The 12,272-nt window shown below is 73.3% G+C and carries 9 protein-coding genes and 2 pseudogenes; 8 read left to right on the top strand and 3 right to left on the bottom strand.

Annotation, left to right across the window (positions count from 1 at the left end):
- Positions 1-230: hypothetical protein (locus Air01nite_RS39130; RefSeq protein WP_203708473.1), on the top strand; the 230-nt coding region annotated here is incomplete at its 5' end.
- A 408-nt stretch (positions 231-638) separates the two neighbouring features.
- Here the strand turns inward: Air01nite_RS39130 and Air01nite_RS39125 are convergent.
- Both Air01nite_RS39125 and Air01nite_RS39120 read right to left on the bottom strand, forming a co-directional pair.
- Positions 639-1,241, bottom strand: coding sequence for a HEAT repeat domain-containing protein (locus Air01nite_RS39125; RefSeq protein WP_203708472.1), 603 nt, complete (start codon positions 1,239-1,241; stop codon positions 639-641).
- A 119-nt stretch (positions 1,242-1,360) separates the two neighbouring features.
- Positions 1,361-2,197 (bottom strand): helix-turn-helix transcriptional regulator, encoded by an 837-nt coding sequence (locus Air01nite_RS39120; RefSeq protein ID WP_203708471.1) that lies wholly within the window; start codon positions 2,195-2,197, stop codon positions 1,361-1,363.
- A gap of 102 nt (positions 2,198-2,299) precedes the next feature.
- On the opposite strand from Air01nite_RS39120, the gene Air01nite_RS39115 reads away from it, so the two are divergent.
- Genes Air01nite_RS39115 through Air01nite_RS39105 form a run of 3 tightly spaced genes read left to right on the top strand, consistent with a single transcriptional unit; the run spans position 2,300 to position 4,774 of the window.
- Positions 2,300-3,331, top strand: a complete 1,032-nt coding sequence (locus Air01nite_RS39115) for an LLM class flavin-dependent oxidoreductase (RefSeq protein ID WP_239091273.1) — start codon at positions 2,300-2,302, stop codon at positions 3,329-3,331.
- A gap of 43 nt (positions 3,332-3,374) precedes the next feature.
- Complete coding sequence (locus Air01nite_RS39110) at positions 3,375-4,079, top strand: YqeB family protein (protein ID WP_203708470.1); 705 nt, start codon at positions 3,375-3,377, stop codon at positions 4,077-4,079.
- Complete coding sequence (locus Air01nite_RS39105) at positions 4,076-4,774, top strand: sulfotransferase-like domain-containing protein (protein WP_203708469.1); 699 nt, start codon at positions 4,076-4,078, stop codon at positions 4,772-4,774. Before Air01nite_RS39110 ends, Air01nite_RS39105 begins: the two co-directional genes overlap by 4 nt.
- On the opposite strand, the gene Air01nite_RS39100 is transcribed toward Air01nite_RS39105, so the two are convergent.
- Positions 4,771-5,670 carry an aminotransferase class IV gene (locus Air01nite_RS39100; protein WP_203708468.1) on the bottom strand — a complete coding sequence of 300 codons (900 nt, stop codon included), beginning with the start codon at positions 5,668-5,670 and terminating at the stop codon, positions 4,771-4,773. The genes Air01nite_RS39105 and Air01nite_RS39100 overlap by 4 nt on opposite strands.
- A 68-nt stretch (positions 5,671-5,738) precedes the next feature.
- Between Air01nite_RS39100 and Air01nite_RS41725 the strand changes: the two genes are divergently transcribed.
- From Air01nite_RS41725 to Air01nite_RS39080, 4 genes and pseudogenes are all read left to right on the top strand, one after another.
- Complete coding sequence (locus tag Air01nite_RS41725) at positions 5,739-7,916, top strand: tetratricopeptide repeat protein (protein ID WP_275408331.1); 2,178 nt, start codon at positions 5,739-5,741, stop codon at positions 7,914-7,916.
- Positions 7,917-8,150: 234 nt separating this feature from the next.
- Positions 8,151-10,829 carry a fibronectin type III domain-containing protein gene (locus Air01nite_RS39090; protein WP_203708474.1) on the top strand — a complete coding sequence of 893 codons (2,679 nt, stop codon included), beginning with the start codon at positions 8,151-8,153 and terminating at the stop codon, positions 10,827-10,829.
- 22 nt (positions 10,830-10,851) lie between these two features.
- Positions 10,852-11,835 (top strand): annotated as a pseudogene (locus tag Air01nite_RS39085) (AAA family ATPase); the annotation flags it as partial.
- A 240-nt stretch (positions 11,836-12,075) separates the two neighbouring features.
- Positions 12,076-12,272: pseudogene (locus Air01nite_RS39080) on the top strand (DUF58 domain-containing protein); the annotation flags it as partial.

Below are 12,272 nucleotides of genomic sequence, written 5' to 3'. Positions count from 1 at the left end.
CGGCTTGGCGCGGCTCGGCGGCGCGGCTTGGCGCGGCTCGGCGGCGCGGCTTGGCGCGGCTCGGCGGCGCGGCTTGGCGCGGCTCGGCGGCGATGTGGCACAGAGCGACGGGCGCACGCGCGTCGACCACCACACCGCGCGCCAGGCGGCGCTGCGACTGGGATTGGCCACCCGAGCACGGCACCCGGGCCGCGCGGTCCGATCCGCGCCGCGAGGTCGCCAACCGCTGATCCTCGCCATCGCCGCGCCGGCCCGCTCGCGCTCCCAGGCCGTCCAGGGCGGGTTGGCGCCGACGCGGCGCAAGGCGACGAGCGCACGTGCGTCGTCGGCCACGCCCGCAGTGGGCGCTGCTACTGGTGGTGGCCAGGCGAGCAGGACACCCGGGCTGCGCGGTCCGGTCCCGGCCGTGCGGTCGCTAACGCTGATCTTCGCGATTTCCGCGCCAACCTGCTCGCGCTCCCGGAGCGCTCGCGAGGGTTTGCGGCGACGCGACGCGAAGCGACGAGCACCCGCCTGTTGACCACCACGCCCGCGCTGGGCGACAGCCGCGACCGGTGGCGGCCAGGTGGGCACGGCACCCGGCGGGCGAGCCGATCCGCACCGCGAGGTCGCCGACCTCGGCCGACGCCGCGAGGTTGCTAACCGGTGATCCTTGCGATTGCCGCAGCGGCCCGCTCGCGCTCCCAGGTTGGCCGCCGTGGGTTGGCAGCGATGCGGCGCAAGGCGACGAGAGAGCGCGTGTCGCCGTAGCGGGCCGACGCGTCCAGGGCGGCCGAGCGGACCGCGTCGGCGCGGTCGCCGAGGAGACGCGGCAGCAGGTCGGTGAGAGCGCGGCTGCGGCGCGCGAGCAAGCTGCGGACCGCTGTCGCGCGCAGGTAGACGTGGCCTGGCTCGCGGACCTGGGTCGCCGCGATCAGCAGCGCCTCGGAACCCGGCGACCGCAGTTCGCGCAGGGCGTAGACCACGTTGGTGTCATGCCGCAAGGCCGGGCTGACCGTCACGACCGCTTCGAAGCGGGTCGGCCATTGGCGGGCGGCCGCATAGACGATCTCGGAGGCGTCCTCCATGATGTCGCGCGGATGCGCGCCCGGGGCGCCCGTCGGTGGCTGCGGGACCTCCCGGGCGACCACCGCGAGCAAGGAGGCGCAGGCGTCGTCGCCGAGGGTCAGGAAACGTTTCAGCGCGTTCTGGTAGTCAGGGCCGCCCGCCGTGGCGAGCAGCCGTGCGAGCTCGCTGTCCACAACCGACGAAGATACCGCCGGATGCCAACCGCGGGCCTGGCGAGCGGAGCGCAGCGGAGCGGTCCCTCGCGGGAGGAGCGGTCCGGACCACTGCGGACCCGAGCAATGATCTTCCGATCCTAGAAGCCCTCCGGCTCGGGTGCGGTGACCAGCGACGCGAGCAGGCGCAGGCGTTCGGCGGACGGTGAGCCGGGTGCGGCGCCGTTGAAGATGATGCGTTGGCCCGGGTCGTCGGGGAGGCGCAGGCTTTCCTCGTTGAGGGTCAGGCGGCCGACCAGGGGGTGCTCCCATTCGCGCACCGCGTGCAGGCACTCCGCGACCGGGTGCATGGCCCAGATGCGGGCGAACTCCGCGCTGTGGATGCTCAGGTCGCCGACCAACTCCGCGAGCAGCGGGTCGTCGGTCGCGTCGCTCGACGCGTTGCGGAGGTAGGCGACCGTGTTGTGGGCCTCGCGCTCCCAGTCGACGATCAGGTCGCGCATAGCCGGCTCCAGGAACATCTGGCGCGCCATGTTGGGGCGCTCGTCCGGGTCCAGGCCTAGCAGGGCGAAGCCCAGGCGGTTGCCGCCGAGCAGGTCCGTGCGCCGGCCGACGACGATCACCGCCTGGTCGGTGCTGCTCGTGGCCACCGCGAGCACCGAGTCCCGGACCGTCTCGCGACCGAGGACCCGGCGTGGCACCGCGGCGGGCCGGGCCAGCCGGACCAGGTGCAACCGCTCGGCTTCGTCCAGGCGCAACGCGGTGGCCAGGGCGTCCAGCACCGAGTCGGACATCTGGTGACTTTCACCCTGCTCGATCCGGGTGTAGTAGTTCACACTGACGCCCGCGAGCTGGGCCACCTCCTCGCGGCGCAGGCCGGGCACGCGGCGTGCCGTGCCAAATGTCCGGATTCCTGTGGAAGCCGGGGTCAGGGCTGCCCGGCGCGAGCGCAGGAAGTCGCCGAGTTCGCTGCTCATGGTGCCGATCATCCCTTCGGTCCGGGCGACGCTGCCGTCCCCTGCCGTGGGTACCCAGCGCAGGGCGTGGTCGTCGTCGCTACCCGGATGCAACCTAGTTGCGTGAGCAAATATTCGTTGGGTCTCGACACCTTCGGTGACGTCCTCTCCGACAACGACGGCAAACCGGTCGGTCACGCCGAAACCATCCGCGGGCTGGTCGAGCATGCCGTGCTCGCCGACAAGGTCGGCATCGACTTCTTCGGCATCGGCGAGCACCACACCTTCGACATGCCGCTGTCCGCGCCGGACGTGGTGATGGCCGCCATCGCCGCCCGCACCGAGCGCATCCGGATCGGCTCGGCGGTCACGGTGCTCAGCTCCGACGATCCGGTGCGGGTCTTCCAGCGGTACGCGACCCTGCACGCGCTGTCCGACGGCCGGGCCGAGGTGATCCTCGGTCGCGGGTCAAGCATCGACTCGTTCCCGCTGTTCGGCTACGACCTCGCCGACTACGAGGAGCTGTTCGAGGAGAAGGTCGACCTGTTCGCCCGCCTGCTCGAGGAGAAGCCGGTCACCTGGTCCGGCCGCCTGCGCCCGGCGCTGGTCGACGCCGACGTCGTGCCGCACACCGAGGGCGGGCCGATCCCGACCTGGATCGGCGTCGGCGGCAGCCCGAAATCGGTGATCAGGACAGCGACGTACGGCATGTCCCTGATGTTGGCGATCATCGGCGGGCCGATCGCGCGCTTCAAGCCGTTCGCGGAGCTGTTCCGGGAAGCGGAGCGTCGCCTCGACCGGCCGGCCAAGCCGATCGGCATCCACTCGCCGGGGCACATCGCGGACACCGACGAGGAGGCGTACGAGCAGCTTCTCCCCCACTACCTCGAGGTGCTCACGCGGGTCGGCAAGCAGCGCGGCTGGCGTCCGCCGACGGCCGAGCACCTGCGGCACGAGATCTCGACCGGCGCTTGGCACGTCGGCGCTCCGGAGACGGTGGCGCGCAAGATCGCCTCGTCGCTTCAGACGCTCGGTGCGGTGCGGTTCGACCTCAAGTACGGCCTGGCGGGGGTGCCGCACGACGCGGTGATGCGCAACATCGAGTTGTACGGGACGAAGGTCGCGCCGATGGTGCGGGAGCTGCTGGAGGACTGAGGGCGGGCGGCGGAGGACCGGGCGGTCGGGCACAATCGGCGGCGTGAGCGCCAGCGAGTCGTCCTTCGACGAGACGGTCATCGACGATCCGGGTGCCCGGGCCCTCTTCTGGGTGCTGTTCCCGGTGCTCGGCGCCGGGCTCGGCTGGGTGGTCCAGTGGGCCGCGGGCTGGGTCGCCGACCTGCCGGTGGCGCCGCTCCAAGGTGTCTTCCGGGCGATCGACGAGGCCCCCGACCCGCAGGCCGCGCTGGTTGCCGTCGGCGCCGGCCTGGTGGTCGGGCTGGTCGTGGCGGTGCTGGCGGTCGCCGACATGCTCGTCATCCGGTTCGCCGTCGGCGAGGTCACGCTGACCCGGGGCGGCAAGAAGCAGTCCGTCAGCCGCGGCGACGTCACCGGGGTGTTCTTCGACCGCAACGAGCTGGTGCTGCTCGGGCGGTCGTCGACCGAGCTGGCCCGGGAGAAGACCGACCTCTCGAAGCAGAAGGTCGAGGCGGCCTTTACCGGGGCCGGCTATCCGTGGCTGGCCGGCGGCGACCCGCACCGCGACGAGTTCCGGATCTGGACCCGGATCGACGACGACCTGCCTGGCGTGGCGCACGGCCTGCTCATCGACCGGGCGGCGGCGCTGGAGAAGGGCAAGGCCGACGAGGCGGCCGTGCTCCGCGAGCAGCTGCTCAAGCTCGGGTTCGTGGTGCGCGACGAGAAGAAGAAGCAGTACTGGCGCCGGGACCAGCGGGAGTTGGCATGATCCGGATCGCGATGTGGTCGGGGCCGCGCAACGTCTCGACCGCGCTGATGCGCAGCTTCGGCGCCCGCCCGGACTGCGCCGTCGTCGACGAGCCGTTGTACGCCGCCTACCTGGCGGCGACCGGGCTCGACCATCCCGGGCGGGCCGAGGTGCTGGCCAGCCAGCCGACCCACTGGGCGGAGGCGGTCTCCGCGCTGCGGCGGCCGTCGTCGGATTCGCCGGTGCAGTACGAGAAGCACATGGCGCACCATCTGCTGCCGCAGGTCGGCCGCTTGTGGCTGGGCGAGGTCACCAACGCGTACCTGATCCGCGACCCGGCGCACGTGGTCGCCTCCTACGCCAAGGTGCGGGGCGAGCCGACGCTGGAGGACCTCGGCTACCCGCAGCAGGTGGAGATCTTCCGCGCACACGGCGGGCCGGTGCTCGACTCGGCGGCGCTGCTGCGCGACCCGGCCGGCCAGCTCCGCAAGCTGTGCGCGGCGCTGGGCATCGCGTTCGACGAGGCGATGCTGAGCTGGCCCGCGGGGCGGCGGGACACCGACGGGGTCTGGGCGCCGCACTGGTACGGGGCCGTCGAGCGGTCGACCGGGTTCGCGCCCTATCGGGCGGAGCCGGTGTCGGTGCCGCCGGACCTGGCGCACCTGGTGGTGGCGGCGAAGCCGTTCTACGACGAGCTGGCCGCGCACGCGCTCTAGACGACCGGCGTGCCGTTGGTCCTCGCGTGCTCCTGGTAGATCGCGGACAGCTTGGCGGTGACCGGGCCGACCTCGCCCGTGCCGATCCGCCGGCCGTCGATCGTGGTGACGGCGGCCAGCTCGCCCATCGTGCCGGTGCAGAACACCTCGTCGGCCGTGTGCATCTCGACCAGCGACACGTCGCGGACCGTGACCGGGATGCCGGCCGCGGGCGCCAGCTCCAGGACCGTGTCGCGGGTGATCCCCTCCGGGCAGGCGACCGTGCGCGGGGTGATCAGCGCACCGTCTAGCACGGCGAACAGGTGGGTGGCGTTGGTCTCCGCGACGAACCCGCGCGGGTCGAGCATCAGCGCGTCGTCGGCGCCGGCCACGTTCGCCTCGATCTTGGCGAGGATCGAGTTGAGCAGGTTGGCGTGGTGGATCTTCGGGTCGAGGACGTCGGCGCCCGGCCGCCTGATGCTGGACGTGACGAGGGTCAGGCCCGTCGTGTCGTACACCGGTGGCTTGTGCTCGGCGAGCACGATCAGGGTGCTGCCGGCGGTGTTCAGCCGCGGGTCCATGCCGCTGGTGAGCTTGACACCGCGGGTCAGGGTCAGGCGCACGTGTACGCCGTCGCGCATGCCGTTCGCGTTCAGCGTCTGGGCGACCGCGTCGGTGATGTCCGCATCGGACGGAATGTCCTTGAAATCCAGCGCGATCGCGGACCGCCGCAGCCGGGCCAGGTGGGCGCCGAGCGCGAAGATCCGCCCGTCGTAGAGCCGCAACCCTTCCCAGACCGCGTCGCCACCCTGGACAACCGAGTCGAACGGCGACAATCCGGGCTCATCGCGGTGCCGCAGCACGCCGTTGACCCAATAGCTGATGTCCGCGTTCCTCGGGTCGTACCTCTGCAGCATCCACCCAGCAGATCACGGTCATCCACACGACTGGCGCGCAGGGCCGCCGTGGGGGCAGAGTGTCCTGCGTGTCGCAGCCCTCCCCGCTCGCCGCCGCCCTCGCACAGGCACAGGCGCTCCGCGCCGCCGGCGACCTGACGACGGCCCGGGAGCTACTGGAGGACGCGCTCGACGCGGCCCGCCCGATGCTCGGCGACGACCACCCGGAGCTGCTCGGCGGCCAGCACGTGCTGGCCACGCTGCACCGCGAGGCCGACGACCCGGCGGCGGCGCGGCGGGTGCTGGAGGAAGCGCTCGCGGCGGGCGAGTTGCACCTGGGCGAGGCCCACCCGCTGATGCTGGCGCTCTCGTTCGACCTGGGCACGGTCGCCGAGGAACTGGGCAACCGCCACGAGGCCCGCCGCAACTTCAACCGCGTCGCGACCTTCGGCCCAACGGCGTTCGGTGAAGATCATCACATGGTACGCACGGCGGCGTCCTACCTCGCCTCCACCGGCGGCGAAATACCACCGCTCCCACCCATGCAGCCGACGGTCGCCCCACCACCGCCGGGTGCGCGCCAACCCGGCCCACCGTTCAGCACCGGCCAACCGCCCCTGCCGCCGGCCGGCTCGCCGTTCGCGGCACCGCAACCGTTCGGCACCCAGCCAGCCGTGCCGCCGGGCCAGCCGTCGGTCGCTGGACAGGCGGGCCCGCCGCCGTTCCCGTCGCCCTCGCAGCCGTTCGGCAGCAACCAGCCGGGCACGCCACCGGGCCAGCCGCCCGCCCCCGGGCACGCCGGACCGCCCCCGTTCCCGCCGCCTTCGCAGCCGTTCGGCAGCGGCCAGCCAGCCGGACCACCGGGCCAACCGCCCGCGCAGCCCTTCGCCGCCGGACAGGCCGGTCCGGCGCCGTTCCCACCGACTACGCAGCCCTTCGAAACCCGCCAATTAGCGGGGCCACCGGGGCAAGCGCCCGGCTCAGGGCAGCCCGGCCCACCGCACGCGGCGCCCTTCGGCAACGGCCAACCAGCCGGATCACCGGGCCAACCGCCCAGCTCGGTGCCGCCCGGCCCGACGCACGCGCAGACCTTCGGCGACGGCCAGCCGTCGGGTGCCGGACAGGTCGGCCCGCTGCCGATCCCGTCGACCGCGGAGCCGTTCGGCACCGGCCACCTGGGCACGCCGCCGTGGCAGGCGTCGGGGTCTGGGCAGGTCGGAGTGGAGCTGGGCCGGCCGGATGGGCCGCCCGGGGTCTGGCCGCCGGCCTCGCCCACCGCGGGTGACAACGTTGCGCAGCCGACGTCAGCCGACAGTCATGGGTTCGCGGCGCGGGCGCATCACGGGCAAGAGGTCGCGCCTGGGGTGTTCGCTCCGGCCCGGAACGGCGCCGAGGGCGGCGATGCGGCTGCACGGGCCGCGATCGACGCGCCGACGCAGGCGTTGCCGACCCAGCCGCAGCGGCAGACGGGTCGGACGCTTGCCGATGCTGGCAGTCCCGTCGCGCCCGGACAGAACGCTCCAATGTGGGACGGCGGTGCGCCCCCGCGATCGGGTGCCCCCGGATCCGCCGTCGCTCCTGGACAGCCCGGCGACGCGGCTGGTTGGGGCGGGACGTCCGGGCAACCGGGTGCGTCGTGGGGTGGCGGCGCCGCGGATGGGGCCTGGGGCCGTGAGTTGGAGCCCGCGCGGGAGAGGATGCCGCAGGCCTTCGGGCCTCGGCCCGAGCCCGCCGCCTCTCCTGCGACGGCGGTCGAGGTGGCGCCCGTATCCCTGCATGGTCCGATGGCTGCCGCCGCGGCGCGGGAGCGGGCGCGGGGTCGCAGTGCGACGGTGGCCGCGTTCGTCGCTGCCGCGGCTGCGGTCGTGGCCGCCCTGCTGGTGGTCTTCGTCGTGTTGCGGCGCGAGACCGAGCCGCCGCGGGTCGGCGCGGTGCCCGAGGTCAGCGCCGGCGCGCCGATCCCGACCGGGCCGGCGCTCGGCGGCGCACCGCCCACCGACCTGGCGGTCCGCGCGGACGGCGACGCGTTGCTGCTGACCTGGACCGACCCGACGGCGGGCACGGTGCCGTTCATCGTCGCGGCCGGACGGGCCGGCACCCAACTGCGGGCGATGGCCACGATCGAACCCGGCGCGACCCGCTATCTCGCGAACGGCTTGAGCAGCCGGTACGACTACTGCTTCACGGTGGTGGCCGTCTATTCGTCGGACCAGTACGCGGCGTCCGGCCAAGTCTGCACCACGCGTACGACGAAATCGCCTGAGTAATCCACAACGCACCCCTCGGCGCGCGACTGCGGCGACCTGCGGTAACCCGAAGCTGACTCAGGGTTGTCCACAGGGCACTCCCGCACCGTCCACAGCCGACCACAACGGGTGCCCACCGCCATTGACAGCCCCATATGATGGCCCCTGGCTTCGGGGAGGAACGCCAGGGCGACGCGTTCGCCACACACGGGTGGGGAGGGGCAGCCGGCTGTGGCCACCACAGACAACGGCACCATGACGGGCGGCGACAGCGCCGCGCAGGATCTCGGCGAGGCGCTCGATGCCGCGTTGGGCAAGCCGCGGCGGCGCATCCCGCGCGGCGGGCTGGTCACCGGCGGCGTGGTCGTCGCGCTGGTGGCGGCGATGGGCTTCACGGTGCTGGGGCTGGGCGTCGCCGACAACGCGGTTGCCAACTACGACGCCAGCTCCTGGCTGTGGAGCCGGGCCAAGAGCGAGGTCGCCCGGGTCAACGGGTTGACCGGCCGGGTCGACACCCGGGTCGAGGTCGCGCAGTCCCGCAACCACACGATGCAGGTGACGCAGACCGACCGCTTCCTGATCCTCCGCGACCTCACGACCGGCCAGATCAGCTCCCTCGACCTGGCGACGCTGCAGGTCATGGCCACCACCCGCACCACGTCGGGCCTCGGCGTGAGCGTGGCGCTGCAGGACGACGCGGCGTTCGTGGTCGACGCGCCACAGGGTGTGGTCCGCCAGCTAGACCCACGGTCGCTGGTGCCGATCGGCGAGCCGGTCCGCTATCCCCCGGGCATTTCGGGCGGCACGTTCGACGGCACCGGGCGGCTCTGGGTCGCCGTGCCGAGCGAGGGCACGGTCTCCGCGATCACCGCGGCGCCGCTGCCGAGCGCGCCCGCCGACGCCCCGCCCACCGGCACCGTGCTGGCCGGCGTGGCCAACCCCGGCGGCTCCGGCGGCGGCGTCAGCCCGACCCAGGTCAAGACCGTCACCGTGGCCGACCCGAGCCACGACCTCGCGGTGAGCACGCTCGACGACGGCGTCGCGGTGCTCGACCGCACGACCGGCGCGCTGACCACCGTCCGCGGCGACCAGGAGAAGCAGGTCGCGCTCGAGCTGTCGGGCATCGGCACGGTTCCCGCGCGCACCAACGGTCCCGACGTCCCGGTCACCGTGGCCGAGGGGCGGCGCGTCGTGGTGGTCGGTGAGGGCGGCCCCGGCATCCAGTTCGTGGTGCCCGGCGCCGGCAACGAGCTGCGGCCGGCGGTCGCGTGGGCGGGCCGCTACTACTGCGCCGACGAGCGCACCGGCACCGTGCACGTCTTCGACGAGCGCGGCCAGGTCGTCGACACGATCGAGGTGCGGGGCGCCAACGGGCCGCTCGAGCTCGAGGTTCGCGAGAACTACCTGTTCATCAACGCGCCCAACTCGGCGACGGCCCGGGTCGTCGACGACAAGCACCAGGTGCGCGTGGTCGACAAGTACGCCGACGACGTGCTCGGCGGCGACCCGCCCAAGGACCCGCCGCTGCCTCCGCCGCCGAAGAAGCCCGTGATCGGCAAGCCGGGTGCGCCGCGGTCGGTGACCGCCACGGCCGGCGACAAGCTGGCCCGGGTGAGCTGGAAGGCGGCCGACGACAACGGCGCGGCGATCACGAAGTACGTGGTCGAGGGCGGTCCCCAGCCGGTCGAGGTGGGCGCGCGGCAGCGGTCCATCGAGATCACCGGGCTGACCAACGGCGAGACCTACCGGTTCTCGGTGCGGGCGGTCAACGGCAAGGGCGCCGGGCCGACCAAGCGCAGCAACCCGGTGATGCCGACCGCCGACGTGCCCGACCCGCCGGCCAGCGTCACCGCCGAGGCCAGGCCCGACGGCACCGTGCGGATCAGCTGGCCCGCCGCCAACGGCCAGGGCAACACCATCGCCAAATACGCGGTGACGTCCGCGACCGCCGGTGCGACCGCGCCGGCCGGCGAGACCACGAAGACCGAGTTGGTCGTGCCGGCGGGCGAGCTGGACTACGGCACGCAATACGCGTTCACCGTGGTCGCGGTCAGCGACAAGGGCGCCGCGTCGACGCCGTCGCCGGCCAGCGACACCGTCGTGCCGTTCACGGTGCCCGGCAAGCCGCTCGACACCGCGGCCGTGGCACCCAACGAGCCCGGCACCATCACGGTGAGCTGGGGCGTGCCGGCCGACAACGGGCGGCCCATCACCGAATACGTGGTGACGGTCGCCGGACAGACCCTGCGCACCGCGGGCACCACGCAGAAGGTGACCGGCCTGCCCGAGGGCGAGACGGCCACCGCGTCGGTGCGGGCGGTCAACGAGGCCGGCGAGGGTCCGGAGGCCACCGCGACGGCGACGACCATCGCCAAGCCGGCGCTGACGCTGGGCGCGGCCACCGCGTCGTCGACCGCCATCACCGTGCCGATCACCGTCGACGACAACGGCAGCCCGGCGCAGTGCCACGTCACGATCTCGTCCGGTGGCCGCTCGGTGGCCAGCGGCTGGCAGGGGTGCGGCAACATCACCGTGGCCGCGTGGCGGGCGGGCACCACCTACTCCTATGTGGCCTCCGCGCGCAACAACGCCGGCCAGGTCGACGAGCCGGCCCGCAACGTCGCGACCACCGCGGTCAACGGGGTGGTGACCTGCAACGACGGCGGCGGCACCTACTGCGACTCCGGCATCGGCATCTACACCGGCACGCGGCAGGTGCAGAGCGAGTCGCCGGGCACCTCGCAGAACGGCACCGGCTACCAGGCGTGGTGCAAGGCGACGGGCACCAACATCCGGGCTGTGCAATACAACAACAACAAGGCGAGCACCTGGTGGGTGCAGATCACCTTCAGGGGCAACGCCAACTACATCCCGTTCGCGTGGTTCAACCTCGACAACGGCGACAACATCAACGGCCTGCCGACGTGCGTGTGAGGACCCGGTGACCCAACCACAGCTGGAGCCGTTGCCGGCCGGGCACATCCAGGGCTTCGCGGGCCTGGCCGCGCGGCTCGCCGAGGCCATCGGCGCGGTCGTGCTCGGCAAGGACGAGGTCGTGCGGCTCACGCTGACGGCGTTGTTCGCGCAGGGGCACGTGCTGTTGGAGGACGTGCCCGGCGTCGGCAAGACCACGCTGGCCCGGGCGCTGGCGGCGACCGTGCACGGGCAGTGGCGGCGCATCCAGTTCACACCCGACCTGCTGCCGTCCGACGTCTCCGGTGTCACGATCTTCAACCAGGCGACGCGCGGTTTCGAGTTCCACCCGGGCCCGGTCTTCGCCAACATCGTCATCGCCGACGAGATCAACCGCGCGTCGCCCAAGACCCAGTCCGCGCTGCTCGAGGTGATGGAAGAACGCACGGTCACGGTCGACGGTGTCCGGCACACCGTCCCCCGCCCGTTCCTGGTGGTCGCGACGCAGAACCCGGTGGAGATGGACGGCACCTACCGCCTGCCCGAGGCGCAGCTCGACCGGTTCCTGATGAAGCTCTCGGTGGGTTATCCCGACGAGGCGGTCGAGATCGAGGTGCTGCGCGGTGCGACGCTCCGCTCGCCGGACGCGCTCGAGCCGGTCACGGACACGGCGACCGTGGGCGAGATGGTGCGGATGGCGCAGCAGGTGCACATCGCGGACCCGCTCTACGCCTACGCGGTCCGGCTCGCCGCCGCGACGCGCGCGCACCCGCAGGTCCGCGTGGGCGTCAGCCCGCGCGGCGTGATCGCGCTGACGCGGGCGGCGTGCGCCTACGCGTTGATCAGCGGCCGCGGCTACGTGCTGCCGGAAGACCTGAAGGCGTTGCTCGGGCCGGTGTTCGCGCACCGGATCCTGCTCACGCCGGACGCCCAGCTCCGCGGCACCAGCGCGGAGGAGGTCCTGGCCGACGCCATGCGGACCGTGCCGGTCCCGCTTCCGGGCGGGGGCGGTGGCCCGGCCGGTGGCCCGAGCGGCGGTTCGGCGCCGCCGGCGAACGGCCGCGCATCGGGCCGGGCGGCCGGCGCCGCGTCGCCGACCGCCTACGGTGCACCCGCCCAGACCAACGGCACGGCACACCTGCCGCGGAGCGCCGAAGGCGCCTCGTCCCACGCCAACGGCGCGGCGCCGCGGGAGGCTTCCGGTCAGCGGCGCGCGGTCGGTGGGTTCACGTTCGGCGGGCTGCGGCCGCTGCCGGGGAGCTAGGCCGTGCGGCCGACTGCCCGAGGTGTCGGGCTGGCGGCGGCCGGCGTCGCGCTGGTCGTTGTCGGCTGGCGCTTCGGATACGCCGAGCTGGCCGCGCTCGGCGGCGCCGCTCTGGTCGCGGTCGTGTTCGCCGTGCTGCACGCCGCGTGGCGGCCACGGCTGTCGGTGTCCCGGCAGGTCGAGCCCGACCGGGTGGCCCG

This window comes from Asanoa iriomotensis, assembly GCF_016862515.1.
Classification (GTDB): Bacteria; Actinomycetota; Actinomycetes; order Mycobacteriales; family Micromonosporaceae; genus Asanoa; species Asanoa iriomotensis.
This window is presented reverse-complemented; position numbering and strand designations above follow the sequence as displayed.